The organism is Bradyrhizobium sp. USDA 4454 (assembly GCF_054822705.1).
Map to the genome: position 1 here is coordinate 3321194 of NZ_JBTRCN010000001.1, position 25267 is coordinate 3346460.

The window sequence follows — 25267 nt, forward strand, 5'->3', positions numbered from 1 at the left end:
CCTATAAGCGAGGAATGTTCGCATACACAGGAGGAAATTGACGATGCGAATGCATACCAAGCGTCCAAGTCTTGCTGCCGGCGTCCTGCTCACCGCGGGGAGGCGCCCGTGACCATTTCCGGTGTCGCGCTGCTCGCGATCTGCACCCTGCTGGGTGGCTTCCTGGGGGACCTGCTCGGCGTCGCCCTCGGCGTGAAGGCCAATGTCGGCGGCGTCGGCATTGCGATGATTTTTCTGATTGCGGCCCGGCTTTGGCTGGTGCGCCGCAAGCTGCTCAGCCACGGGCTCAAGACCGGCGTCGAGTTCTGGGGCAGCTTCTACATTCCGATCGTGGTAGCGATGGCCGCGCAGCAAAACGTCGTCGCCGCAGCGAAGGGCGGTCCGATCGTCATCATCGCCGGTGCCGGTGCCGTCGCGGTGTGTTTCGCGATGGTCGCCCTGATCGGCCGGCTCAGCGGGCGGGTCGAGACGATGGACGAGATCGAGGCGCGCGAAGCCGAAACGCTTGCCGCGCCGGCGCCTCAGTTCAAGTCCGGGAGGATCGCATGACCATGCTGTCGCACGTGCTCGTCGCGAATTCGCTGATCACCGCGTTCGCCGCGGTCGGAATCCTGATGTGGATCTCCGGAGCGATCTCGAAATACTGCACCTTCGGGCGCATTCACGGCTCGGCGATCGCGATCATGCTGGGTCTCGCGCTGGCCTTTCTCGGCGGCCTCTTCACCGGCGGCGAGAAGGGCGTCGCCGACCTGCCGGCGCTCGCCGGGATCGGATTGATGGGTGGCGCGATGCTGCGCGACTTTGCCATCGTCGCCACCGCCTTCGAGGTCGACGTTGTGCATGCGCGCAAGGCCGGGGTGATCGGTGCGGTCGCGCTCGGCCTGGGAACCGTAGTCCCGTTCATTCTCGGCGTTCTCGTCGCCGCGGCGTTTGGCTACACTGATGCCGAATCATTGACGACGATCGGTGCCGGCGCGGTCACCTACATTGTGGGACCGGTCACCGGGGCGGCCATCGGTGCATCCTCGCCGGTTATCGCCCTTTCGATTGCGACCGGTGTGTTCAAGGCGGTGATCGTGATGATCGGGACGCCGTTCGTGGCCAAGATGATCGGCCTGAACAATCCGCGCAGCGCGATGGTGTTCGGCGGATTGATGGGGACGGTCAGCGGGGTTTCCGGAGGGCTTGCGGCGACCGACCGGCGTCTGGTGCCTTACGGGGCGTTGACGGCGACGTTCCATACGGGATTGGGATGCCTGGTCGCACCATCTATCCTTTACTTCGCGGTGCGCGCGATCACAGGAGGCTAAATGGCAGGTTTGCTCAAGGTCGCGACTGATCCGGAAGACGATGGGGGATTGCTCTCCGATCGGATCCGAAACGCGTTGACCGACGAGATCGCGTCGGGCGCGCTGGTTGCCGGTTCGGCCCTGGAAGAGCAGCAGCTCGCCGATCGCTTTGGCGCCTCCCGCACGCCGGTGCGGGAGGCGCTTCGCCAGCTCGTGGTCAGCGGCCTGGTCGAGGTGCGCGGCCGCCGCGGCCTGGTCGTGGCGCGGATGACGCCCGAGCGCATCATGGACATGTTCGAGACCAGCGCCGAGGTGGAGGCGATGTGCGTCAGGCTCGCAACCTATCGGATGACGCCGCTCGAGCGCAGCCATCTGATCGAGCTCCATGAATCCTCGCTGGCGATGGTCGAGGCGAATGACGTCGATGCCTATGATGCGTTCAACCGGCAATTCCACGAATGCATCTACAGCGCGACGCATAACTCGTTCATGGCGGAGCAGGCGCAGGACGTCCGCGCGCGGCTCAGCGCCTTCCGCCGCACGCAGCTGCGGCAGGGCGACCGCATCCGCAAGTCGCGGGAGGAGCACGACGCCATCATGCAGGCGATCGCGGAAGGCGACGGCGAGACCGCATCGCGCAGGATGCGTGCGCACATGCTGAACGCCGCAGCGGCGCTTCGACGCTATATCGATGATCGCCTCAGGCCCGTCGATGGGCCTGCGGCCGACAGCGCCTGAGCGTAGCGGAGTGGAATGAACACGCAATCCATCCAGATCCGGCGCCTGTTGCCCGCGGATGCGGCGCTCTATCGCGAGATCCGCCTCGAGGCGCTCCGTGTGAGTCCGGAGGCGTTCGGCAGTGCGTATGAGACGGAGAGCGCATACCCCGTCGAATGGTTCGCGGACCGGCTGACGCGCGGCGCGGTGATCCTCGGCGCGTTTCGGGGCGATGAAATCGCCGGCATCGTCGGCTTCGTCACGGCGGAAGGGCCGAAGCAGCGGCACAAGGGCGAGCTTGTCAGCATGTATGTGCGGCCGGCGGCGCGGCGCGGCGGTGTCGGCCGGCTTCTGGTCGAAGCCGCGCTCGAACTTGCCGCTGAAACGGTCGAACGGGTGCTGATCGCGGTGGTGAAGGGCAATGAGCAGGCCCATCGGCTCTACAGGAGCGCGGGCTTTGTCGAGTACGGGCTCGAGCAGCGCGCGCTGAAGATCGAAGGCCGCTACTATGACGACATCCTGATGGCGAAGGATTTGGTCGCGCGCGTCACCCGACCGGATGATGACGCGTGATGGTGAGTTGCCGTATTTCCGGACAGTCATCCTAACTGCTGTTGCGGGTGGTCTCGACGTGGGCCGATCCGTGCGGCTACGTGAAAGGTTGGCTGATGACCAGGTTGCTGACTCACGGCACGCGTTCGCCATTCCGTGCAGATCATCTGAGCCGGGAAGATCGTTCGACCTACCGCCGATGGGCGCGCCGCACATACCTTGCTTATTTAGTCCTTATTGTCCTGTTGGCCGCGGGCCTGTCGCTGCACGACCGGCAGGGGGCGCAACCGACCAGCCAGGATCCGGCCGCCCAGCCGGAAACGGTGATGGTGGGGCCGTCGCACGCAACCGGCACGGGTCGAAAACCGAGCTATTTCTAGCTTTTCGTCGATCGCGACGGCACTGCCCAGAGTCCAGGCAGGCCACGGACGCGAATTTCAGGCATCGTGACAACAGGAGCCCGAGCGCAGCATCACCCAAATGGGTGAGGCATTGGTCGAAAAGTCGCGATATTGTCAAAGTACCTCCTCAGATTGTAGTCGGCGGCCGGAGATCGATCGCCTCGGGTGGGAAAGCACAGGTGAAATTTTCAAGCGGGAAAATCGATCAGGTGCTCGACCTGATCTATGACGCGGCGGCCGAGAACGACCTGTGGCCCAAGGCGCTCACCGCGATCGCTGACCTGACGCACAGCGAAGGCGGCATCTTGTTCGGTCAATCGTTCTCCGCGCAGCGAATCTATTTCGACTTCAACGGTCGTCTCGACGAGGCATGTAACCGCGCTTACCAGGAGCGCCACATGCGTAATCCGTGGTCCGCCCATATGGAGCGCCAGCCGGTCGGACGACTGGTCATGTCGGATGAGGCGATCGGCGTGTCGGATCTGCAGCGATCGGCATTCTATGACGAGGTGCTGCGGCCGCAGGACATCGCGCACAATGCAATGATGGCGCTGGCGGCGAAGGAGGACTTTCGCGCGGCCTTCAACATATGCAGGAGCGCGCGCCACGGTCCGCACGATGCCGACGAGCAGCGGCTGCTGGAATGGTTGTCGCCGCATCTGTGCCGTTCGGTCATGCTCGGCTTTCGCATCGACGGCTATCTCGCCATGCAGCATGCGGCATTCAATGTCCTGGAGCATCTTGCCGACGGCGTCGTCGTGCTCGATCGCCGTCTGGGCGTTGCCTTCGCCAATGCCGCGGCGCGCCGCTTCGCATCCGAAGGTCTGCTGCGGCTGCAGCAGGCGATCTCGACCTATTCAATCGCACATTCGCAGCGGCTCGCCGACCTGATCCGATCGGCGCTGCAAGGTGCCGCCGGCGGCACCATGAGCCTGCCGCATGCTGCGGATGGCCGGCTGCTCACCATCCTCGTGAGTGCGATACGCGGCAAGGATCTGGGCCGGCTCTCGGATGCCGGCATGAAGGATGCCGCGGTGCTGCTGTTCGTGATCGATCCGGCAAACCGGCGCTCGATTCCGCTGGCCCAGATCATGGATGCGTATGGGCTGACGCAGGCGGAGGCGAGGGTGGCGCTGGCAGCATCGTCCGGTAACACTATTCTGGAGACCGCACGGCTTCTGAAGCTGTCGTCCAACACGATCAAGACGCATTTGCGGCGCGTGTTCGCCAAGACCGCGACCGGACGGCAGGCCGAACTCGCCGCGCTGATCACCGCGATTGGCAGCGTGCGCATCGCGGATAAAGGTGCAGGATCGTGAGATCGCATCACCCGATCGGATGATGACCAACAAAGCCGCCGCCGTTTAACTTCGACACCGGAAATCTCAGCTCGGCCCATCAGGCAGACATTGCGTTCGCGCGGACGGCCGGGGCTGTGGATCAAGTCTGCTGGCAGTATCCCCGGTCGGGAGATGTTCATATGACGACAGTCTATTTCGCCAGGAAAACCTCGGTCGCCAGTCCAAGCCTCAGCGGCAACTACGTCTACCACAATTTCCTGATGAAGACCGACGGAACGACCGCCGGCACAACTCAGGTCGAAGTCAGCCAGAACAGAAGCTCCGTCTACGGCATCCAGCTGTTTGGCGCCTACGGCAACGAGGCGATCTTTACGCCGGCCGAAGGCGACACCTACGCCGACAATCTGTGGATCTCGGACGGCACCGTGGCCGGAACTGGACCCGTCAGGCCGCCGGCGGCAACATCATCGGCTCCGTCCGGTGCTACCGTTCTGAACGGCAAGATCATCTACGAGGCGCTGGGTATCCTGTGGTCTTCCGACGGAACCGCGGCCGGCACGACGTCGCTCGCAACCCTGTACGGCAACTATGGACGACGATTGATCTCAGATAGCGTGATCATCGGCAATGTCGAGTATTTCATTGCCACCTATGAGGCGATCGACACGCTTGGCAATCCAACCGGCGTTTACAACGCCGCGCTGTGGAAGACGGATGGCACCGCCGCAGGGACAGTCGAAGTCCAGTTTCTGTCGTCGAACACCAACAAGCGCTCGCATCTCGGCTCGGTGAGCAGCAACATCGCGGGAAATCCGGCCGAGGCACTTTTCTGGTACGATACTTCAACGTTTGGCAATGCGCCGGAGCTGTGGGAGACCGACGGCACGACGACGGCGCGATTGATGGCTTTTGCGGCGGGCGCGACACGGAGCGGTTCCGATTTCACTCAGGTTGGATCGCTGGCCTATTTCACGATCGACGACGGCACCCATGGCGTCGAGCTTTGGAAGACGCTGAGCAGCAATTCTCTCGTGAGCGGCGGATCGCCGCGGACCGCCCTGGTGGCGGACATCGCGTCGGGGTCGACCAGCTCCAATCCGGCCAACCTGACCGCGTCGAACGGATGGCTGTTCTTCACCGCGAACGACGGCACTCACGGCGTCGAGCTTTGGAAAACCAACGGGCTCACGACAACGCTGGTCAGCGACATCGGGCCGGGCAGCGCTGGATCCAACCCGGCCAATCTCACCGACGTCAACGGCACGCTGTACTTTACCGCCGACGATGGCGTCCATGGTCGGGAACTGTGGAAAACCACCGGCTCAGCCGCCACGCTCATCACCGATCTTCCGGGAGGGGGCTCCAACCCGACCAACCTCACCAATGTCAACGGCGTGCTGTATTTCGAGGCGGTGGATGCCAGTGGCAGCTATGGGCTGTACAGCAGCAACGGGACGACGGCCGGCACGATCGAAATCGCGACCGCGGTCGACCCCGCGGCCGGCATCGCATTCGAGAAAGTGGGCACTCCGATTGCGGGCGACACCGGCAACAACATCTTGAGCGGCACGTCCGATGCAGAGTTCATCGACGGCAGTTACGGAAACGACACGATTTACGGACAGTTGGGCGACGATACGTTGCTCGGCGGGGTTGGCAACGACCTCGTCGTCGGCGGCGGCGGGAACGATTACCTCTACGCAGGTGACGGCCTCGATTCGATGTTTGGCGGCGGCGGGAGCGACATCCTGGTCGGCGGTGTCGGATATGATCTGCTCGAGGGCGACGACGGCAACGACTACCTTTATGTCTACAACGGCGGCGGCAATCTCTACGGCGGCACGGGCAACGACGTTCTGGTCGGCAATTTGAATGTCGATGTGCTCAACGGCGATGCCGGCGACGACGTGATGTACGCGTATGGAGGCAACGACTACGAGTACGGAGGTGACGGCAACGACGTGATCTATGGCGGCGACGGCGTCGATGTCCTCATCGGCAACGCCGGCAATGACTATTTTGACGGCGGTTCCGGCGTGAACTATTACTTCGGCGGCAACGGCGGTGGCCCGGGCGCAGGCATTGGCAACGATACCTTCGTTGTCGCCAACACGCCGGGGACTTCCGTCCAGGTTGTGCAGGATTGGACGGCCGGTCTCGATACCGTTCAATTTGTCGGCTCGGGCTTTTCGTCATTCTCCGACGTCCTGGCGCATTCCTACCAGAACGGCGCCTATCTCGTGGTTCAGGTCGACGACGATACGGCGATCTGGCTGAACGGCGCGACAGCGGCCACGGTGACGGCAGCCAACTTCAGCTTCCAGAGTTGATGGTGCGATGAGTCCGGTCAAAATCGAAAGCGGTGTGCCGGCCCGCAAGTCGGTTGCGGGCCGGGAATGGGCGATCGATCCTGCACTCCTGAACAAGCGGAGCTGGCTTGTCGCCGGCTCTGACCATTCGCGGAATCAAATTTCCCGCGGTGTGCTGTCGTAGCGAGAGCTAGTGTCCCGAATCTGAAGTTCGCATCATTTGCCGCACATTCGGAGCGAACTTCAGATTCGATAAGGACACTAGCAAACTTATGATTCTCGTGTGCTTTATGAATGCGAAGTTCATGAAGGTGGCTGCCGCGAGATCGCACGAACTTCGCATTCAGCACACGAGCCGGTTCAAGCGAACGAAAAGTCCGACGCGACGAACTGGCTCTTGTTGACGCCGATGAGCCAAATGGCGGTGTTCGGATCGATCGTGACGATGCTGAACGAGCCATAGTCGGTGGTCGCCGCCAGCACCTGGCTGAAATCCGTCAACAGCGTTCCCTGCAGCAGGATGTTGTCGTTGCTGACTTCGAAGTCGTTCACCACGTCGACGCCCGAATTGGCGTTGAACAGCACCTGATCGATTCCGCCGGGTCCAAGGAACAGGTAGTCGGTTCCCTCACCACCATCGAACGTATCATTGCCAGCCTCGCCGAGCAGCACATCGACGCCGGCGCCGCCATACATGGCGTCGTTGCCATCCCCCATGTAGAAATAGTCTTGGCCGTCCTCGCCGACCGCGACGTCGTTGCCGGATGCCATGACGAAGATGTTGTTTCCGCCGCCGCCGTAACCGGTGTCGTTGCCGATATCGCCGTAGAAATAGTCGCCGCCGTCGCCACCGTAGAGGAAATCGTCGCCGGCTTCTCCGAGCAGCACGTCCACCCCACCGCCACCGGCCAGGACGTCGTTGCCCGCCCCGCCGTAGAGGTAGTCTTGATCGTCGCCGCCATAGGCCACGTCGTTGCCATTGCCGGCGACCAGAACGTCGACACCGCTGCCGCCGGAGAACACGTCATTGCCATCGCCGCCGTAGAAATAGTCGTTGCCGGTCCCGCCGTATGCGGTGTCGTCGCCGGCGAGGCCAACCAGGACGTCGGCGGCGGCGCCGCCGGCGAGCGTATCGCTGCCGGCGCTGCCATAGAGGCTGTCGTTTGTGGCAGGGCCGGCTGGATCGACAGAGAGCAGGAGCGTGTTGGCGACGAGTCCCGAGAGACAGCGTAGTTGCCGTCGGCAAAGTTGAGGTATTCGCCGGTATAGACGGTGTCCGTGCCGTCGACGCCATCGACGACGACGGTTTTGCCTCCGCTGCCATCATTGAACAGTGATATGCTGTACGCGGCTCGAGGCGCCGAGAAATTGAAAAAATCGATGCCGGCGTCGCCGGTGAGAGTATCGTTGCCGGCGCCGCCGGTGATCGTGTCACCGCCGGCACCACCATAGACCAGATCGTTGCCCGAACCCGCGTCGATCCAATCCAGGTCGTCGCCGCCATAGACGAAGTCCGCGTCAGCGCCGCCATAGAGGAAGTCGACGCCGGACCCGCCGGTCAGCGTATCATTGCCGCTATCGCCTGAAAGCGTATCGTCGCCCGCATCGCCGAAGATGCTGTCGGCTCCTGCGCCGCCGAACATCAGGTCGTTGCCGGCGTTGAGCATCGCGATGTCGTTGCCGGCTCCGGCGGAAATGACATCAGCGGTGTTGAATCCCCGAAAGGTGTCAGCCGCCGCGCTGCCTACCTGAATTAGGCTGTAAGAACTGGTCCAGCGCCAGGTCAGATCCTGCGATCCGTCGGTTCCCGGGCCGTTGTAGAGATATTGAACCGCCTGGATATCCAGCGGCCCCAGCGTGCTGCCGGTCACGGTATGGGTGTAGCTCATAACCGTTTCGGCATTGTTGTCCAATGCCGTCACAAGCGTCGGATCGCCCTCGAACGAGTGCTTGAATCCGAGAGCGTGCCCGATCTCGTGCAACAGCAGCGAGGTCGCGACCCTGCCGTAATTGATGAAGACGTCGCCTCCAATCTGGTTGTCGTAGTCTGAACTGATGGCGACGTTCGGCCAATAGGCAAACCCGCCATAGGGAACGTATTTGGAATCGGTGGAGAAATCGTAGGAGCCGAACCGGATGTCGCCGAGACCCGCCGGGACCTCGAGGAAAACGATTCCGCTGGCGTCCGCCCATTGCTGCAGCGCGCCTCGGGCAATCTGTGCTTCATCCGGGGTAAACGGTCGAAAGCTGTTTTTGAAAGCCTGGGTATCCGACGACGCCAGCTCCGCGCCGGAAATCGTCGTATCGAAGGAGTAGGTGACGAAAACCGGCTTGTTGGTCGGCGCTGCCCCTGAAGCCGGGTTGCCCCACCAGGAATAACCGGAAAGAATTGCGGTAAAATCGCTTACGACAGTCATAAAGTATGCCCCTCAACCCAATGGCTCAACCTTAGCGGGATTCCCGTTTTGAGAAAAGACGTGTGGATGCCGTCGAGGATGACGATAGTCTAACGTTGTTGTCGGGTGCGGCCTGAAGGACAGGCGGCCGCCGACGCGAAATCGGACATTGCAGCTTGGAGGTCGAAGGACCAATCTTCCGGCAAGGGAGCGCGCCACAATGGCGGAATGGTATTTCATCTGGATCGACGGCCCGCGCGGGCCCGAACCGCAGAAATGGTCGTCGGACGCGCTGTGGGGGCAGGTGGCGCGTCAGGACGTCATTGTCCGGTTTCCCTTGAGCGATCGCGAGGCCGGATTGTCGCTCGACCAGCTGGCACGGCTGCATCCGGTGCCGCGGTGACGTTCAGCCCGCCGGGTTGAGCGTCAAACGGAGAGATCGAAGCCGGGCGTCGCGACGTCGGTCATGAAGGACGCAAGGAACATCTTGCCGAGCACGTGCTTGGCTGCCGGCGTGCCGGCCCTGAGCCGGCCGGCGCTTGCGGCTTCCGCGAGCTCGGCAAGCGTCGGTGCAGCGAGGCTGGTGTCGGGTGCGCCGCGCGGCGCCGTCGCGGATGCGCTGAACAGCACGCCGGCGTAGTAGAGCCGGGTGAGGGCGCGGACCAGTCGCAGACGCGCGCGCAGCGCCTCGTCGAGCGGACCGCCGAGCCAGGCGCGATGCAGAATGTCTTCCAGCTCCGGCGTTCGCGCGATGCTGTCGCCGACGACAGCGAGATCGACCAGCGGATCATTGCGGTAGGCGGATTCCCAGTCGATCATCCAGAGCCTGCTGCCGTCGAACAGGATGTTGGCGGGCAGCGAATCGTTGTGGCTCGAAACCGAGTTCGCCTCGTCCCACGCATAGGCCGCCCGGATCTGTTCGAGGTGGTCGTTGCAGCGGTCGAGCACGCCGGGCGCGAACAGGCCGGTGCGGCAGACATGCGCCCAGAGCCGGGCCACGATCTCCGGATAGCGCACGAAAGCCGGAAAGGGTGGCGTCGCCTGCAGGCGCGCCAGCAATTCGCCGAGCGCCTTTGCCAGCGCCGGCGGCCCGCCGGGATAGCGGCCGAGCGGTTGCCGCTGCACAAAATCCATCACCGCGACGCGCGACGTCTCATTGGCATAATAGAGTCGCGGCGCGATGCCGGCCTCGGCGGCAATCCTGAGCGAAACATATTGATACGGATTGCGCAGCGGGCTCGGCAGCCCTTCGATTCGCAGCAAATAATTCCCGCCGCCTGCGTCGATCCGGAATAACCGTGCCGATGTGGCGCCGCCGGAGACGGACGCGACGGCGTCGATCGGTGCCGCGCCGATCACCTCACGCAGTGCAGTATGTGCTGCATCGCGCTCTGCCTGCGTTAGCGTATCGAGAACGCTCATGCGCAAAAATGTAGCATGAATCGCAAGAAGCCGAGTTCCCGATGTTCAATCGCTGGCAGCGCGCGACGAAGCGTGAAACAATGCCACGAAAATCACGATGGGAGAAAACGTGGATGTCGTTCGAGCGGGGGTTGCATGGCGGCGTCGCGTGCCGGTCGGTCAAGTGCAGCTCATGGATCGCGTTGCCATTATTCTGCCTGATCGGCACGTTCGGAGTGACGCCTAACGCCGTCGCGAACGAATCCCTGGCAATTGCGGATGCGCGCGTACCGGCGGTCGACAAAGCGGGCGGGGACCTTCCCTTGACGATGACGATCAAGAATGAGGCAGACAGCGCGGATGCGCTGCTCCGTGTCCGTTGTCCGGTGGCGAATTTCTCCGAACGCCACACCGTCGATCGCGGCGAAGGCACACCAGCCATGCGTTCGATTCCGAACATTCCGGTGCCGGCAAAGGCTACGCTCGAGTTGAAGCGCGACGGCTATCACGTCATGCTGCTGCAGTTGCGTCAGGTGCTCGCTGCCGGCGAGACGTTCAAATGCGTGATCGTTTTTCAGAAAGCAGGAACCATCGAGACGGAGGTAACGGTCCAGAAGTGACCAAAGACAGGTGACTGGGAATGCGGCGGGTGGCACAGCCAATCGCCGGGACTCAAGGCTTCTCGCGCGATCGCCCGTATGTGACGGGCTATCGATCAATGAAGAATGCTAGATCCGGAGGAAATATATCCATGACAAGGTTGAATTGGGTAAAATCTCATATGCTCGTGGCGGCCGTAGCATCCGTCGCGACCTTCGCGGGCTCTTTCGCGCTCGCCGACGACGTCAGCCAGGATCGCCTGCTCAACGCTGACAAGGAAGCAGGCAACTGGCTGCACCATCACAAGAACTACTCGGCGACCCGCTTCTCGTCGCTGACCGATATCAACAAAGACAACGTGAAGAACCTGAAGGTCGCCTGGACCATGCATCTCGGCGGCGTCGAGGGCGGCGGAATCTGGTCGCATGGCGGCCTGGAGGGAACGCCGATCGTCGAGAACGGCTTCATGTACGTCACCGACGGCTGGGGCTCGGTCTACAAGATCGATGCGCATGGCGGCAAAGGCGTGCTGGTCTGGAAGATGGATCCCAAGACCGACCACGACTGGGCCGGCGCGGTCGCCTGCTGCGGCGTCGACAACCGCGGCGTCGCGTTGTGGAACAACCTCGTCATCTCGCACACGCTCGATGGTCGCCTGATCGCGACCAACAAGGAGACCGGGCAGGTCGCCTGGCAGCGCCAGGTCGCCGATCCCGACAAGGGCGAGGTGATCACCGGCGCTCCGCTGATCGTGAAGGACAAGGCGATATCAGGCGTAGCCGGCGCCGAATACGGCATTCGCGGCTGGATCGCCGCGACCGACCTGAACAGCCAGAAGGAAGTCTGGCGCACCCACACCATCCCGGGCAAGGATGAGCCGGGGGCGGATACCTGGAAGGACGACAAGAACGCCAAGGCGAGCGGCGGCGGTTCGACCTGGGTCACCGGCAGCTACGACCCCTCGACCAACACCATTGTCTGGGGCGTCGGCAATCCCGGACCGGACTGGGATAATGAATACCGGCCCGGCGACAACCTCTATACCGACTCGTCGCTTGGTCTCGACGCAGACACCGGCAAGATCAAGTGGCACTACCAGCACACGCCGAACGATCCCTACGACTATGACAGCGTGGCGGAGAACGTGCTGGTCGACGTTCCCGGTCCGAACAACACGACGCTGAAGCTCGCGCTTGAGGCCGACCGCAACGGCTTTGCCTATGCGGTCGATCGCAACAGCGGCAAGTTCGTCTGGGGTCTGCCCTTCGTCAAGAAGGTGACCTGGACCAAGGGGCTCGATCCCGAGTCCGGCAAGCCGGTGGAGTACGATCCGAAGCAGGGCGTGCAGAAGTACAATGCGTCGGTCACGCCGAGCCGCACCAACAAGGAAACGGATATCTGCCCCGGCAACATGGGCGGCAAGAACTGGCCGCCGACCGCGTACAATCCGAACCTGAAGCTCTGGTACATTCCGGTGATCGAGAGCTGCAACCACATCAAGGTCGAGGAGATGACGCCGGACAAGGTCAAGGCGCGCGAGTTCTTCACCGGCGGCGGGCCGAGCCAGAACGTCAAGATCACCGGCAGCGTGACCGCGATCGACGTCACCACCGGCAAGGTGGCGGGGAAGGCGGAGACGCAATTCCCGAACCTCGGCGGCATCCTGGCGACGCCTGACCTCGTGTTCTCCGGACAACCGTCCGGCGAGGTGATCGCCTATGACGCGAAGTCGCTGCAGCAGCTCTGGCAGTTCAACACCGGCGGTGGCGTCAACGCGCCCCCGATCACGTTCTCGGTGGATGGCAAGCAGTATGTCGCGATCCTGGTCGGCCTCGGCGGAGCCTGGGACAAGTGGTTCATCGATGCCACGCCCGAGCTGAAGCGGATGCAGCCGGGCTCGATGCTCTACGTGTTCGCCCTTTGACGTCGCAAGCGCGGGAGGCTCCGAAACGGAGTCTCCCGCGTTCGATTTGGCCGAGAGAAGAAACAAGACAAATGAAGCAAGACTGGCTGGTTGGCGCGTGGCTCGGCTGCGTGCTGGTTATGGGATTCGTGGTGACGGCGCAGGCCCAGTCGGCGAGCGATCCGACCGATGCGGGGAAGGCGGTGTTCAAGCGCGGCAATTGCATCGGCTGCCACAAATGGCACGGCAATGGCGGCGGCGGCTATGGCGGCGACGCGCTGTCGCTGCGCAAGACCGAGCTGACGCGCGAGCAGATCATCGAGACCGTGACGTGCGGTCGGCCGGGCACCGGCATGCCGTTCTTCGTGCGCGGCTCCTACGATACCACGAAATGCTACGAGATGAGCCGGCAGGATGTCGCCGACCGTATGCCGCCGGAGGCCAACGTGTTCCTGCGGCCGAACGAGATCGAGGCCGTCGCCGACTACGTGCTCGCCCACGTCAAGGGCAAAGGCGAGCCGAATTATGACGAGTGCATCACCTTCTTCGGCGACGGCTCGCGCGTCTGCAACATCTACAAGGAGGCCGGCCATGCGGCCGCGCCGTCCGACCCAGGCGAGAAGGCAAAGCCATGAGCAAGCAGAGATCGGCAATCCGTGGGCTCGTCTTCGCTGCCACCATGACGGCCGCCGTGCCGGCGATGGCGACCGCGGGCGACCTGCGCGACATCAATGTCGGCATGGCGATCGCGAGCTTGCCCGACGCGGGCTACATCAACCTGACCTGCGCCGGAGAGAAGACCACCCACCGGCTGGCGGAATGGGCGCAATGGTCGAACTGCCCGGAAGGGCCGGACCAACTGCGCGGCATTCGCTTCGAGTATGATCGCGAGACCGCGCGCGAAGGCACCATGGTCGCCGGCCATCCGGCGATCCTCACCGTGCTGATCGACAGGGATGCCAAGATCGCAGCGCTGACCATCGAGACCGATCCGAAGGCACGGCTCTATCTGCGCAAGAAGGCGTTCCTGCTCGGCGTGCAGGCGAAGTCGCGCTACGGGGAGGACGGCTGGAGCTGCGCGGAGGCGAAGCCGGGCGCCGACAAGCAGGAGGTCGGCGGGGTCTTTGTCAACGAGAAGTGCAGCAAGACCACGGACGGCCGGACCGTCGAGATCGAGCGGCATCTCTATCGCGAGCCGAATAAAGAGCTCAAGGACATGACCGACGAGACCCGCATCACGATCCGCCGCGCCGGGTCGTAGGCTTGATGAGACTGGGGTGAGTCGCTGCCGCGACGGAACTGCGCTCCATCGCCCCGTTCTTACGGGGAGAGGGTTGGGGTGAGGGGCCGTCTCCGCGTATTCGGTGATGGTGCGCTTGCGGAGACTCCCCCTCACCCGGAACGCATCTGGCGATGCGTCATAGCCGAAGCTTTGCTTCGGCGTTCTTGAGAACGGCCGCCGCAGGCGGCCTACGCCTCTCCCCGCAGGCGGGGCGAGGTGAAGAGGAATCCGGTGCTTTAATCAAAGCAAAAATTCTCTTGCTTCAATGCCGCGCCAGCAGCACCACGACGATCAGCGCAAGGATCGCGCACAGCACCTTCCAGAAGGTCACGGGATCGCGGTCGTGCAGCGATTTGCGGGTGGTGACGGCGGGGCCGGCCCAGGTCGCGCCGTTTTCCAGCTCATGCGCGAACTCGATGGCGTCGCCGAAGCGTTGCGCGGGCTCGACGCTGAGCGCCTTGCCGATCACGGCGTCGAGCCAAGCCGGCAGGTCCGGCCGATAGCGTGACAGCGGGGCGGGCTTGCCGAAGCGCGGCCGTGAGAACGGCTCGATCTCGCCGAATGGATAGTTCGCGGTGAACATGCGATAGACCGTGACGCCGAGCGCGAACAGATCCGACGCCTCGTCGCCGGCCTTGCCGCCGAACAGCTCGGGCGCCATGTAGCTTGCGGTGCCCGGAATATCCTCGGCGGGAAAATCCTCCAAGAGCGGCACGCGGGCGACGCCGAGGTCGACCAGGCGCAACCCGCCGTCCTTCGCGAGGATCACATTGTCCGGCTTGATGTCGCGATGGATGATGCCGGCGCGGTGCAGCGCCGTCACCGCGCGCACCAGTTTGGTTGCGATCGCGATCCCCTCGGTCAGCGACAGCCGCGGCGCGCGGGTGAGCCGCTGTTCCAGCGTTTCGCCCTCATAGAGCGGCATCGCCGAATAGAGCCGGGTCTGGCGCTCCGCCGGCACCTCGATGATCTCGCCGATCCACAGGCTGCGCACGCGCGCGGCAACCCAGGCCTCGCGCACGAAGGCGAGGCGATAGGAGCCTTCGCTTGCGACCCGCGGATGCGGAAATTTCAGCACCACCTCGCGGCCGGCGCGCGTGTCGGTGGCCTTGAACAGGCGGCTGTAGCGTCCGTCGGACAGCACGTCGCGGAGCGCGAAATCGTCGATCGTGTCGCCGGTTTCCGGCAGATCGAGGATCGGCAGCGTTGCGATCGCGTGGGTGAGGTCGGCGCGATCCGCCGGCGGCAGGTCGACGACGTCGAGCACCAGCGCCGTCGTATTGTCGCTGCTGCCGGCCGCGAGCGCGGCATCGACGATGCTGCGCGCCGATTGGTCCGGCGGCGTGCGCTCCTCCAGCAATTGCTGGAGGCGGGGATCGCTAAGCGCGCCATGAACGCCGTCGCTGCAGATCAGGAGACGGTCATGTTGCCTGATCCCGACCGAGGTGGTGTCGAAGCGGGCGAACTCCTCGAAGCCGATGGCGCGGCTCAGCATATGAGCGAGGTCGCCGCGGCCGGCGACGTGATCCTGGGTCAGGCGTTCGAGGCGTCCCTCGCTGAGGCGGTAGGCGCGGGTATCGCCGATATGGATCACATGGCATTGCCGCCGCGACAGGATGATCGAGGAGAACGCGCAGGCCATGCCGCTGCGCGCGGCATCGACGCGGCTCTGGCCGTAGATCCAGCTGTTGGCGGCCTCCAGCGCCAGCGCGGCGCGGCGGCGGACGCCGAGCGTCTCGGGCAGCGAATAATAGGCGTCAATGAAGCTGCGCACCGCAGTTTCCGCGGCGTCGCGTCCGCCCTTGTGCCCGCCGACGCCGTCGGCGACCGCGGCCACCACGTCGCGGTGCAGCGTGCCCGGCTGGCCAAGGCAGGCCGCGACATAATCCTCATTGGCGGCGCGCCTGCCGGTCTCGCTGGCAAAGCCGAAGCGAACGCCGAGATCCCGTTGCGCGCCGTTCGCCACGGCAATTAGGCGCAAATGGTTGTTCGTCGTGAGGGCCGCTCCGCACGCGTCACCTCTCCCCATCGGGGAGAGGTCGGCGCGAAGCGCCGGGTGAGGGGGCTCAGGTCCCACGAGAGCGCGCAATCCCTCACCCGGATTGCATCTGTCGATGCGATCCGACCTCTCCCCGACGGGGAGAGGTGAGGAAGCCGCGCGGCAGCAACTCGGCCTAGTTTCATGTTCTTACCCCTCGGGGCGGCGGGTGGTTCAGACGCGCGCTCCCGACACCGCGCCCCAGGTGGTGCGCCAGCGAACCTTGACCATGGCAAGTCCGATGAAGCCAAGCAACGCCAGGGCGCCGAAGAACAGGAAGCCGGCGCCGAAGCCGCCGGTCATGCCCTTGGCGTAACCGAGCGTCTGCGCCAGGAAGAAGCCGCCGATGCCGCCGGCGCAGCCGACCAGCCCGGTCATCAGGCCGATCTCGTGACGGAAGCGCAGCGGGATCAGCTGGAACACCGCGCCATTGCCCATGCCGAGCGCCAGCACGCCGATCGAGAACAGCAGCACCGAGATCCAGGCGATGCGCGGCAGCTCGGTCAACGCCCAGCCGGCTTGCGTCGGTGCGGTCGGACCTTCCGGCATGAAGGCGATCACGACATAGGCGGCGACCACGATGCCGAACAGGATCGACAGCGAACGAATGCCGCCGATGCGGTCGGCGATCATGCCGCCGACCGGGCGGAAGCCCGAGCCGAACGCCACGATCAAGGCGACCAGCATGCCGGCCGCCACGCCGGAGACGTGATACTGCACGGTGAAATATAGCGGCAGGGCGTTGGCGAGACCGACGAAGCCGCCGAAGGTGATGAAGTAGAAGAACATGAACCAGCGGCTGTCGGAATCCTTCAGCAGCGCGCCATAGGCCTTCAGCGAGATCGGCTTGCGCTCGCCCGGCGCGTCCTTGGCTGCGACCGCATAATAGGCAAGCACCATCAGCATCGGAATCAACAGACAGCCGAACACGGCCTGCCAGCCCCAATGTTCGGCGATGCTCGGCGCCAGCAGCGTGTCGAGCACGACGCCCATGTTGCCGGCGCCGGCGATCCCCATCACCACGCCCTGATATTGCGGCGGATACCAGCGGCTCGCCTGGGGCAGGGCGACCGCAAACGAGGCGCCGCCGACGCCGAGTGCAAAGCCCGAACAGCTCGATCGCAAGCTTGCTGGTCAATCCGAAATGCCAGACCGCCGCGGTCGCTGTAATCACGATGAGCTGGGCGATGATGCCGGTGCGCTTGGCGCCGATGATGTCGGCGAGAATGCCCATCGGCACCCGCAACAGCGCGCCCGCGAGCACGGGAATCGCGACCAGGGTGAATTTCTCGTTCACCGTCAAATTCATGTCGCGCGCGATGTAGACGATCAGCGGTCCGAGCGCGACCCACGCCATGAAACTGATGTCGAAATACAGGAACGCAGCGAGCAGGGTCGGCCAGTGACCTGCCTTCTTGAACTCGGCTAGCTTCATCACAACGTCTCGCGGTAATGCGGCGGAGACGGCCGCACGCGTGCGGCTGTCTCGGGCGCAGATCAATCGAATGTGGGTGAATGGTGAGAGGCGCTCGTCGTTGAGACGCACTCGGTCAAGAGCTCAGGTCAGCAATTTGCGTGCCATCGAATCGATCCCGCCGCTTTGCCTTGCAGCCGCAAGGCGTTGCAGCGAGATCCCGGACCGCGTTCGGTGCGCGTGATTGGCGGGGCTCGCAGCACGTGCCGCCGCACAAACGCGCACCTTGATGCTTTCTTGTGCGATGCGCCACGCCCGCGGGGTGGCACACATCGATCGCGGGGTCGCGATCGTCATCGCGGCCGCTGTTGCTGTGCTGCACAAGAGATCATCGGCGTGGCTAAAAAATCGGCCAGCTGCGGCCGTGCCGCGCCGCCGGCCAGATTCGAGGTCGCCGAAAACCCATTGATTTTACAACGAGATTCGTCCATCGCGAATTGGCACGTGTTTTGAATATCAGTCGCTAACGGAACATCGATCGTCATCGAGGACGGTCTGCGCCCGCGGCTGGGCTTCCTAACAACTCCAAACCTGATCGGTGTCGATCGACGACGCGCGCCGCGTCGTTGAGCACCGTCGTCGGAATTGAAAGGCAGACCATGCTCGACAAAGTGACCAAGCAAAAGCTTGTGGTGATCGGCAACGGGATGGCCGGCATCCGCACCGTGGAGGCGCTGCTCGAACGCGCGCCCGATCTCTACGACATCACCGTGTTCGGCTCCGAGCCCTACGGCAACTACAACCGCATCCTGCTGTCGCCGGTGCTCGCCGGCGAGAAGACCGTCGACGACATCATGCTCAATACCGTCGACTGGTACGAGGACAACAACATCACGCTGCGCAAGGGCGAGACGATCTCGATGATCGATCGCCGGACCTGCGAAGTCGTCACCGAGGCCGGCGATCGCGTGCGCTATGACCGGCTGCTGATCGCGACCGGCTCGAACCCGATCATGCTGCCGCTGCCGGGCAAGGACCTGCCGGGCGTGATCGGTTTCCGCGACATCTACGACGTCGATCGCATGATCAAGGCCTCGACCGATTATCGCAATGCGGTGGTGATCGGCGGCGGCCTGCTCGGCCTCGAAGCCGCCAACGGGCTGATGAAGCGCGGCATGAACGTCACGGTCGTGCACCTGCTCGACACTCTGATGGAGCGCCAGCTCGATCCGGTCGCCGGCGGCCTGTTGCGCAAGTCGCTGGAGGAGCGCGGCATGGTGTTCAAGATGCCGGCGCAGACCCAGGCGATCCTGGGCGAGGAGCGCGTCACGGGCGTGCGTTTCGGCGACGGCACCGAGCTGCCGGCCGATCTCGTGGTGATGGCGGTCGGCATCCGCCCGAATTTCGAGCTCGCCAAGAAGGCCGGGCTCTACTGCGAGCGCGGCATCGTCGTCTCCGACACCATGCAGACCTATGACGGCCGTATCTATGCGGTCGGCGAATGCGTGCAGCACCGCCGCCAGGTCTATGGCCTGGTGGCGCCGCTGTTCGAGCAGGCCAAGGTCTGCGCCAACCATCTCGCGATGAAGGGCTTTGCCACCTATGACGGTTCGGTCACCTCGACCAAGCTGAAGGTCACCGGCATCGACCTGTTCTCAGCCGGCGACTTCGCGCCGGGGCCGGACAAGGAGGAGATCGTGCTGCAGGACGCCCATCGCGGCGTCTACAAGCGCATCATCCTGAAGGACAAGAAGATCGTCGGCGCCGTGCTCTACGGCGACACCATCGACGGCCCCTGGTACTTCCAGCATCTGCGCGACGGCACCGACGTCTCGCACATGCGCGAGCGGCTGGTGTTCGGCGCCGCCAATCTCGGCGACGGCGGCGTCAGCGGCCAGAACTCGGTCGCCGCGATGAGCGACGAGACCGAGATTTGCGGCTGCAACGGCGTCTGCAAGGGCGCGATCGTCAAGGCGATCTCGGAGAAGAAGCTGTTCACGCTCGACGACGTCCGCGCCCATACCAAGGCGTCGTCGTCCTGCGGCTCCTGCACCGGGCTGGTCGAGCAGGTGCTGGCGTTCACGCTCGGCGGCGACTATTCGGCGGCGCCGAAGGTCAAGCCGCTCTGCAAGTGCACCGATCACAGCCATGACGACGTCCGCCGCGTCATCGTCGAGCAACAGCTCAAGACCATTCCGGCCGTGATGCGCTTCATGGAGTGGAAGACGTTGAACGGCTGCCATTCCTGCCGTCCGGCGCTGAACTACTATCTGCTCGCGACCTGGCCCGGCGAATATCGCGACGACCAGCAGTCGCGCTTCATCAACGAGCGCGTCCACGCCAACATCCAGAAGGACGGCACCTATTCGGTGGTGCCGCGGATGTGGGGCGGCGTCACCACGCCGAGCGAGCTGCGCGCCATCGCCGACGTCGCCGAGAAGTTCAACATCCCGACGGTGAAGGTCACGGGCGGCCAGCGCATCGACCTGCTCGGCGTCAAGAAGGAGGACCTGCCGGCGGTGTGGGCCGACCTCAACGACGCCGGCATGGTGTCGGGCCACGCCTATGCCAAGGGCCTGCGCACGGTGAAGACCTGCGTCGGCTCGGAATGGTGTCGCTTCGGCACCCAGGATTCCACCGGCCTCGGCGTCAAGCTTGAGAAGTTCATGTGGGGCTCCTGGACGCCGGCCAAGGTCAAGCTCGGCGTCTCCGGCTGCCCGCGCAACTGCGCGGAGGCGACCTGCAAGGACGTCGGCGTGATCTGCGTCGATTCTGGCTACGAGATCCATTTCGCCGGCGCCGCCGGCCTGCACATCAAGGGCACCGAGTTTCTGACCAAGGTCGAGACCGAGGACGAGACGCTCGAGGTGATCGTGGCGCTGACCCAGCTTTACCGCGAGGAGGGCTGGTATCTCGAGCGCATGTACAAATGGTGCGACCGCGTCGGTCTCGAGCAGATCCGGAAGCGGGTGGTCGACGACGTCGCGAACCGCAAGGCGCTGTTCGCCCGCTTCGCCTATTCGCAGCAATTCGCGCAGAGCGATCCGTGGGCCGAGCGCGCCAGCCGCGGCGTCGACCGCAACGAGTTCGCGCCTCTCGCCGAATTGGAGCTGGCATGACCAACTGGATCGAAATCGGCGCGCTCGACGACATTCCGCGGCTCGGCTCGCGCGTGGTGCGCACCCCTAGCGGCAACATCGCGGTGTTCCGGACCGATAGCGACGAGGTGTTCGCGCTCGACGACCGCTGCCCGCACAAGGGCGGGCCGTTGTCGCAGGGCATTGTGCACAACAAGCGCGTGACCTGTCCGCTGCATAATTTCGTCATCGAGCTGGCCAGTGGCCAGGCGGTCGCGCCCGACGAGGGCTGCACGCATACCCATCCGGCCAAGGTCGAGAACGGCGTGGTCTGGTTGGCGGTGCGGCAGGCGGCTGCGGTGAGCTGAGCGGCGAGGGGAAGTATCCTGCAATGCCGGTCAAGACCACGTGTCCCTATTGCGGTGTCGGCTGTGGCGTCATCGCGTCAAAGGACGCGGCGGGCAACGTCCGGGTTGACGGGGACAAGGAGCATCCGGCCAATTTCGGCCGGCTTTGCAGCAAGGGCTCGGCGCTCGCCGAGACCATCGATCTCGACGGGCGTCTGCTGGAGCCGATCGTCGACGGCGCGCCCGCCACCTGGGACGACGCGCTCGATCGCGTCGCCGGCGGCTTTGGCAAGGTCATCCGCGAGCACGGGCCCGACGCGGTCGCTTTCTATGTCTCCGGCCAGCTCCTGACCGAGGACTATTACGTCATCAACAAATTGGCGAAAGGCTTTGTCGGCACCGCCAATATCGACACCAATTCGCGGCTGTGCATGGCCTCCAGCGTCGCCGGCCACAAGCGCGCCTTTGGTAGCGATACCGTGCCTGGCTGCTACGAGGATCTCGAACAGGCCGAGCTTCTGGTGCTGGTCGGCTCCAATGCCGCCTGGTGCCATCCGATCCTGCACCAGCGCATGCTGGCGGCAAAGGAGAAGAACCCGGCCTGCAAGATCGTGGTGATCGATCCGCGCCGCACCGCGACCTGCGAGGGCGCCGACCTGCATCTGCCGCTACGCTCGGGCAGCGATTCCGTGCTGTTCAACGGGCTGTTCGCGTACCTCGCCGGCAGCAATGCGGTCGATCGTGGCTTTATCGGGAATTGCACGACGGGGATCGTCGATGCGCTCAAGCAGGTCGGCGGCCAGAGTTTGGCGCAGACCGCTGCGACCTGCGGCCTGAGCGAAGGCGCGGTCGGACTGTTCTTCGACTGGTTCACCAGGACCGAGCGCGTCGTCACGCTGTATTCGCAGGGCATCAACCAGTCGTCGAGCGGCGTCGACAAGGTCAACGCCATCATCAATTGCCATCTTCTGACCGGCCGCATCGGCCGCCCCGGCATGGGGCCGTTCTCGCTGACCGGGCAGCCCAACGCGATGGGCGGCCGCGAGGTCGGCGGGCTCGCCAACCAGCTCGCGGCGCATATGGAGATCGAGAATCCGGCGCATCGCGAGCTGGTGCAGCGGTTCTGGCGCGCGCCCGTGATTGCGGAAAAGGGCGGGTTGAAGGCGGTCGACATGTTCGACGCGATCGCCGATGGCCGCATCAAGGCGGTGTGGATCATCTCGACCAATCCGGTGGTCAGTCTGCCCGATGCCGACCGCGCCCGTGCGGCGCTCGAGGCCTGCGAGCTCGTCGTGGTGACGGATTGCATGCGCGACACCGATACCACGCGCCGTGCCGACGTGCTGCTGCCGGCACTGGCGTGGGGCGAGAAGGACGGCACCGTCACCAATTCCGAGCGCCGGATCTCGCGGCAGCGGCCGTTCTTGCCCGCGCCGGGCGAGGCGCGCGCCGACTGGCGCATCATCTGCGACGTCGCGCAACGGATGGGATATGCCGGCTTCGACTACGCCTCGGCCGCCGAGGTGTTCCGCGAGCACGCCGAACTCTCGGGCTTCGAGAATGACGGCAAGCGCGATTTCGATATCTCGGCGCTGGCTGCGCTAGACGATGGTGGTTATGACGCGCTGGCGCCGGTGCAATGGCCGGTGACAGCGGAGCATCCGGACGGCACACCACGGATGTTCGAGAGCCAGCAATTCTTCACCCCCGACCGCAAGGCGCGCTTCGTGCCGGTCGCACCGCGCGCAGCGCGCAACGCCACCAGCCGCGACTTTCCGCTGGTGCTCAACACGGGCCGCGTCCGCGATCAGTGGCACACCATGACGCGGACCGGAAAGACCGGACGGCTGCTGTCGCATATCTTCGAGCCCTATGCCGAATTCCATCCCGAGGATGCGCGGCAGGCTGGCCTGCAAAACGAAGGGCTGGTGCGGCTGACCAGCAATTGGGGCGAGATGATCGCGCGCGTCGTGATCAGCCCCGACCAGCGCCGCGGCTGCGTGTTCGTGCCGATGCACTGGAACGAGGAATTCGCCGGCGAGGGCCGCGTCAACGCGGTGGTCAATCCGGCGGTCGATCCCTTGTCGGGCCAGCCGGAATCCAAGCACACGCCGGTCAAGGCCGATCCCTACGCGCCGCAATGGCATGCCTTCGTCCTGAGCCGCGATGCGATCAAGCGTCCGGCGTCGGGTTACTGGGTTTACGGCAAGGCCGGCCACGGCACGCGGCTGGAGCTCGCGCTCGACGCCCGCCCGGAAAGCTGGCACGACTGGGCAAGCGCGCAGCTCGGCCTCGACGGCGTCGAGGTCGAATGGATCGCCTATCGCGACCCGGCGGCGGGACGCTTCCGCTACGCGGCGGTGCGCGACGGCCGGCTCGAGGGCTGCGTGTTCATCGCGCCCGATCACGCGCTGCCGTCGCGGGCCTGGCTGACCGGGCTGTTGGCCGAACCGCAGCTCTCGGCCAACGCGCGGATGTCGCTGCTGGCGGGACGGCCGTTCGGCGCGGGCGAGGATGTCGGCCCGATCGTCTGCTCCTGCTTCAGCGTCGGACGGCACCAGATCACTGCCGAGATCAAGAAGGGCGCCAACAGCGTCGAAGCGATCGGCCGCTGCCTGAAGGCCGGCACCAATTGCGGCGGCTGCAAGCCGGAGATCGGCAAGCTGATCGGCACCACCGCACAGCCGCGGCAGGCGATCGCGTCCTGATTGCTCGCATCCGGTCGAGTGGCCTAACAGCCGCGGCACAATTTCGCGGGGCGGCAATCCGACGACGATTCGCTCGGCCGGTTCCCCGGGGCTGCCCGTGCGCCGCACATAGGCCGTCCGGGGATGGCTTCATGCCGACAATGCAGTGCTCGCGCCAGCAAAATGGTGTATCGGCAAGCGCTGGCGGTCGCGAACACGGGCAGGGCCCGGTCCGGCGGCACATAATCAAGATTGCGCAAGATTTCGGAGGAATGCTTCATGTCGGCTCTGCCACTCTCGGGCATCAAAGTTCTCGACCTGACGCGGGTGCTCGCGGGCCCGCTGTCGGCCCAGATGCTGGCGGATCTCGGCGCCGAGGTGATCAAGATCGAGCGGCCCGGCGGCGGCGATGACGCCCGTGCCTTTGGCCCGCCCTATCTCAAAGACCCCGAAGGCAAGGCGAACAACAACAACTCGTTTTACCTCTGCGCCAACCGCAACAAGAAGTCTGTCACCGTCAACATCGCCAAGCCCGAAGGGCAGGCGATCATCCGCGAGCTCGCCAAGTCGGTCGACGTGATGATGGAGAATTACAAGGTCGGCGACCTCAAGCGCTACGGCCTCGACTACGACACCATCAAGCAGATCAATCCCGGCATCATCTATTGCTCGGTCACCGGCTTCGGCCAGACCGGCCCTTACGCCCCGCGCGCCGGTTATGACGCGATCCTGCAGGCGATGGGCGGGCTGATGAGCGTCACCGGCCATATCGATGGCGAGCCCGGCGCGGGCCCGATGAAGGTCGGCCCCTCGATCGTCGACTACATGACCGGCATGAACGCCTCGATCGGGATTCTGTCGGCGCTCTACCACCGCGACGCCAACAACGGCGAAGGGCAGCATGTCGACGTCTGCCTGTTCGACACCGTGATCGCCTCGCTGTCGCACTGGCTGCAGATTTATCTCGTCAACGGCAACATGCCGCCGCGCCGCGGCACCTGGGGCAATGGCGGCATGCCGGCCGGCGTGTTCCGCTGCACCGACGGCGAGCTGATGCTGGTGGTCGGCAATGACGGCCAGTTCCAGCGCACCTGCGCGGTGCTCGGCGAACCCGAGCTCGCCAACGACAAGCGCTTCGTCAAGAACAACGACCGCGTCGTGCACGGCAAGGAGATCATGGCGATCTTCGCCGGCCTGTTCCTGAAACAGCCGGTGGCCTACTGGCTGGAGAAGCTCGAGGAGGCCGGCGTGCCGTCCGGCCCGATCAACAATTTCGAGCAGGTGTTCAACGATCCGCACGTGCAGTCGCGCGGCATGCGGGTGAAGGTCGACCATCCGTTCGAGCCGAACCTGTCGCTGATCCGCAATGCGCTGACCTTCTCTGGCACCCCGATCACCGACTACCGCGCCCCGCCGCTGTTAGGTGCCGACACCAAGGACGTACTCGCGACCATCGGCTATGACGAGGCCAGGGTCGAAGGCCTGAAGGCGCAGGGGATTTTGTAGGAGTAGGATTCGAAACCGCGGGCGGTGCAGTTTTCCCGTCATCCTGA

General features: G+C 64.4%; 22 protein-coding genes and 2 pseudogenes. 17 read left to right on the top strand and 7 right to left on the bottom strand.

All coding sequences use genetic code 11. From position 1 onward, the window contains the following. The first annotated feature begins 108 nt into the window (after positions 1–108). The 7 genes from madL to ACVIW0_RS15435 all read left to right on the top strand — a co-directional run bounded on the left by madL (position 109) and on the right by ACVIW0_RS15435 (position 6590). A complete protein-coding gene (gene madL / locus ACVIW0_RS15405) occupies positions 109–549 on the top strand; it encodes a malonate transporter subunit MadL (RefSeq protein ID WP_461353105.1) in 441 nt (146 codons plus the stop codon). After that, the gene (gene madM / locus ACVIW0_RS15410) at positions 546–1310 is read left to right on the top strand and encodes a malonate transporter subunit MadM (RefSeq protein ID WP_461353106.1); all 765 of its coding nucleotides are present in this window, start codon (positions 546–548) and stop codon (positions 1308–1310) included. The genes madL and madM overlap by 4 nt, the downstream gene beginning before the upstream one ends. Next, positions 1311–2027 carry a GntR family transcriptional regulator gene (locus tag ACVIW0_RS15415; protein ID WP_461353107.1) on the top strand — a complete coding sequence of 239 codons (717 nt, stop codon included), beginning with the start codon at positions 1311–1313 and terminating at the stop codon, positions 2025–2027. It begins immediately after the preceding gene. Between the two features lie 15 nt (positions 2028–2042). Continuing rightward, positions 2043–2579 carry a GNAT family N-acetyltransferase gene (locus tag ACVIW0_RS15420; RefSeq protein WP_461353108.1) on the top strand — a complete coding sequence of 179 codons (537 nt, stop codon included), beginning with the start codon at positions 2043–2045 and terminating at the stop codon, positions 2577–2579. 95 nt (positions 2580–2674) lie between these two features. Further along, entirely contained in the window at positions 2675–2938 is a 264-nt protein-coding gene (locus tag ACVIW0_RS15425) for a hypothetical protein (protein ID WP_461353109.1), read from the top strand. A 200-nt stretch (positions 2939–3138) separates the two neighbouring features. Beyond that, positions 3139–4278, top strand: a complete 1140-nt coding sequence (locus ACVIW0_RS15430) for a helix-turn-helix transcriptional regulator (protein ID WP_461353110.1) — start codon at positions 3139–3141, stop codon at positions 4276–4278. Between the two features lie 161 nt (positions 4279–4439). Continuing rightward, the gene (locus tag ACVIW0_RS15435; protein WP_461353111.1) at positions 4440–6590 is read left to right on the top strand and encodes a hypothetical protein; all 2151 of its coding nucleotides are present in this window, start codon (positions 4440–4442) and stop codon (positions 6588–6590) included. 339 nt (positions 6591–6929) lie between these two features. On the opposite strand, the gene ACVIW0_RS15440 is transcribed toward ACVIW0_RS15435, so the two are convergent. The 3 genes and pseudogenes from ACVIW0_RS15440 to ACVIW0_RS15450 all read right to left on the bottom strand — a co-directional run. Beyond that, on the bottom strand, positions 6930–7154 hold the full coding sequence (locus ACVIW0_RS15440) for a hypothetical protein (protein ID WP_461353112.1): 225 nt from the start codon (positions 7152–7154) through the stop codon (positions 6930–6932). Between the two features lie 57 nt (positions 7155–7211). Further along, a pseudogene (locus tag ACVIW0_RS15445) lies at positions 7212–7826 on the bottom strand (calcium-binding protein); the annotation flags it as partial. Positions 7827–7954: 128 nt separating this feature from the next. Beyond that, positions 7955–8986, bottom strand: a pseudogene (locus tag ACVIW0_RS15450) (reprolysin-like metallopeptidase); the annotation flags it as partial. 199 nt (positions 8987–9185) lie between these two features. On the opposite strand from ACVIW0_RS15450, the gene ACVIW0_RS15455 reads away from it, so the two are divergent. Further along, positions 9186–9368, top strand: coding sequence for a hypothetical protein (locus tag ACVIW0_RS15455; RefSeq protein WP_461353113.1), 183 nt, complete (start codon positions 9186–9188; stop codon positions 9366–9368). A gap of 23 nt (positions 9369–9391) precedes the next feature. Here ACVIW0_RS15455 and ACVIW0_RS15460 read toward each other — a convergent pair whose 3' ends face one another. Then, positions 9392–10387 carry a phosphotransferase gene (locus ACVIW0_RS15460; RefSeq protein ID WP_461353114.1) on the bottom strand — a complete coding sequence of 332 codons (996 nt, stop codon included), beginning with the start codon at positions 10385–10387 and terminating at the stop codon, positions 9392–9394. A 41-nt stretch (positions 10388–10428) separates the two neighbouring features. Between ACVIW0_RS15460 and ACVIW0_RS15465 the strand changes: the two genes are divergently transcribed. The 4 genes from ACVIW0_RS15465 (at position 10429) to ACVIW0_RS15480 (ending at position 14130) form a co-directional block, all read left to right on the top strand. After that, positions 10429–10986: a copper chaperone PCu(A)C gene (locus ACVIW0_RS15465; RefSeq protein WP_461353115.1), complete on the top strand. Its 558-nt coding sequence runs from the start codon at positions 10429–10431 to the stop codon at positions 10984–10986. A gap of 131 nt (positions 10987–11117) precedes the next feature. Then, complete coding sequence (locus tag ACVIW0_RS15470) at positions 11118–12890, top strand: PQQ-dependent dehydrogenase, methanol/ethanol family (RefSeq protein ID WP_461353116.1); 1773 nt, start codon at positions 11118–11120, stop codon at positions 12888–12890. Between the two features lie 119 nt (positions 12891–13009). Continuing rightward, positions 13010–13504, top strand: coding sequence for a c-type cytochrome (locus ACVIW0_RS15475; RefSeq protein WP_461357342.1), 495 nt, complete (start codon positions 13010–13012; stop codon positions 13502–13504). Continuing rightward, entirely contained in the window at positions 13501–14130 is a 630-nt protein-coding gene (locus ACVIW0_RS15480; RefSeq protein ID WP_461353117.1) for a hypothetical protein, read from the top strand. Before ACVIW0_RS15475 ends, ACVIW0_RS15480 begins: the two co-directional genes overlap by 4 nt. A gap of 283 nt (positions 14131–14413) precedes the next feature. Here the strand turns inward: ACVIW0_RS15480 and ACVIW0_RS15485 are convergent, their stop codons facing one another. Together ACVIW0_RS15485 and ACVIW0_RS15490 are read right to left on the bottom strand one after the other, a co-directional pair. Continuing rightward, positions 14414–16132 (bottom strand): bifunctional protein-serine/threonine kinase/phosphatase, encoded by a 1719-nt coding sequence (locus ACVIW0_RS15485; protein ID WP_461353118.1) that lies wholly within the window; start codon positions 16130–16132, stop codon positions 14414–14416. Between the two features lie 231 nt (positions 16133–16363). After that, a complete protein-coding gene (locus tag ACVIW0_RS15490; protein WP_461353119.1) occupies positions 16364–17314 on the bottom strand; it encodes an MFS transporter in 951 nt (316 codons plus the stop codon). A 2-nt stretch (positions 17315–17316) separates the two neighbouring features. Here ACVIW0_RS15490 and ACVIW0_RS15495 point away from each other — a divergent pair, with 2 nt between their 5' ends. Beyond that, positions 17317–17514: a hypothetical protein gene (locus tag ACVIW0_RS15495; protein ID WP_461353120.1), complete on the top strand. Its 198-nt coding sequence runs from the start codon at positions 17317–17319 to the stop codon at positions 17512–17514. A gap of 442 nt (positions 17515–17956) precedes the next feature. On the opposite strand, the gene ACVIW0_RS15500 is transcribed toward ACVIW0_RS15495, so the two are convergent. After that, positions 17957–18148, bottom strand: a complete 192-nt coding sequence (locus tag ACVIW0_RS15500) for a hypothetical protein (RefSeq protein ID WP_461353121.1) — start codon at positions 18146–18148, stop codon at positions 17957–17959. A 114-nt stretch (positions 18149–18262) separates the two neighbouring features. Here ACVIW0_RS15500 and nirB point away from each other — a divergent pair, with 114 nt between their 5' ends. The 4 genes from nirB to ACVIW0_RS15520 all read left to right on the top strand — a co-directional run bounded on the left by nirB (position 18263) and on the right by ACVIW0_RS15520 (position 25220). Then, complete coding sequence (nirB, locus tag ACVIW0_RS15505) at positions 18263–20722, top strand: nitrite reductase large subunit NirB (RefSeq protein WP_461353122.1); 2460 nt, start codon at positions 18263–18265, stop codon at positions 20720–20722. Next, entirely contained in the window at positions 20719–21048 is a 330-nt protein-coding gene (nirD, locus tag ACVIW0_RS15510) for a nitrite reductase small subunit NirD (protein WP_461353123.1), read from the top strand. The genes nirB and nirD overlap by 4 nt, the downstream gene beginning before the upstream one ends. Before the next feature lie 23 nt (positions 21049–21071). Then, positions 21072–23735, top strand: a complete 2664-nt coding sequence (locus ACVIW0_RS15515; protein ID WP_461353124.1) for a nitrate reductase — start codon at positions 21072–21074, stop codon at positions 23733–23735. A 258-nt stretch (positions 23736–23993) separates the two neighbouring features. Then, positions 23994–25220: a CaiB/BaiF CoA transferase family protein gene (locus ACVIW0_RS15520; protein ID WP_461353125.1), complete on the top strand. Its 1227-nt coding sequence runs from the start codon at positions 23994–23996 to the stop codon at positions 25218–25220. Positions 25221–25267 lie beyond the last annotated feature (47 nt).

Coding starts and splice junctions, on each gene's coding strand:
- nirD (WP_461353123.1), top strand. CDS start 20,719: ATGACCAACTGGATCGAAATCGGCGCGCTCGACGACATTCCGCGGCTC.
- nirB (WP_461353122.1), top strand. CDS start 18,263: ATGCTCGACAAAGTGACCAAGCAAAAGCTTGTGGTGATCGGCAACGGG.
- ACVIW0_RS15415 (WP_461353107.1), top strand. CDS start 1,311: ATGGCAGGTTTGCTCAAGGTCGCGACTGATCCGGAAGACGATGGGGGA.
- ACVIW0_RS15455 (WP_461353113.1), top strand. CDS start 9,186: ATGGCGGAATGGTATTTCATCTGGATCGACGGCCCGCGCGGGCCCGAA.
- ACVIW0_RS15470 (WP_461353116.1), top strand. CDS start 11,118: ATGACAAGGTTGAATTGGGTAAAATCTCATATGCTCGTGGCGGCCGTA.
- ACVIW0_RS15435 (WP_461353111.1), top strand. CDS start 4,440: ATGACGACAGTCTATTTCGCCAGGAAAACCTCGGTCGCCAGTCCAAGC.
- ACVIW0_RS15515 (WP_461353124.1), top strand. CDS start 21,072: ATGCCGGTCAAGACCACGTGTCCCTATTGCGGTGTCGGCTGTGGCGTC.
- ACVIW0_RS15500 (WP_461353121.1), bottom strand. CDS start 18,148: ATGACGATCGATGTTCCGTTAGCGACTGATATTCAAAACACGTGCCAA.
- ACVIW0_RS15420 (WP_461353108.1), top strand. CDS start 2,043: ATGAACACGCAATCCATCCAGATCCGGCGCCTGTTGCCCGCGGATGCG.
- ACVIW0_RS15460 (WP_461353114.1), bottom strand. CDS start 10,387: ATGAGCGTTCTCGATACGCTAACGCAGGCAGAGCGCGATGCAGCACAT.
- ACVIW0_RS15480 (WP_461353117.1), top strand. CDS start 13,501: ATGAGCAAGCAGAGATCGGCAATCCGTGGGCTCGTCTTCGCTGCCACC.
- ACVIW0_RS15475 (WP_461357342.1), top strand. CDS start 13,010: ATGGGATTCGTGGTGACGGCGCAGGCCCAGTCGGCGAGCGATCCGACC.
- ACVIW0_RS15425 (WP_461353109.1), top strand. CDS start 2,675: ATGACCAGGTTGCTGACTCACGGCACGCGTTCGCCATTCCGTGCAGAT.
- ACVIW0_RS15465 (WP_461353115.1), top strand. CDS start 10,429: ATGTTCAATCGCTGGCAGCGCGCGACGAAGCGTGAAACAATGCCACGA.
- ACVIW0_RS15520 (WP_461353125.1), top strand. CDS start 23,994: ATGTCGGCTCTGCCACTCTCGGGCATCAAAGTTCTCGACCTGACGCGG.
- madM (WP_461353106.1), top strand. CDS start 546: ATGACCATGCTGTCGCACGTGCTCGTCGCGAATTCGCTGATCACCGCG.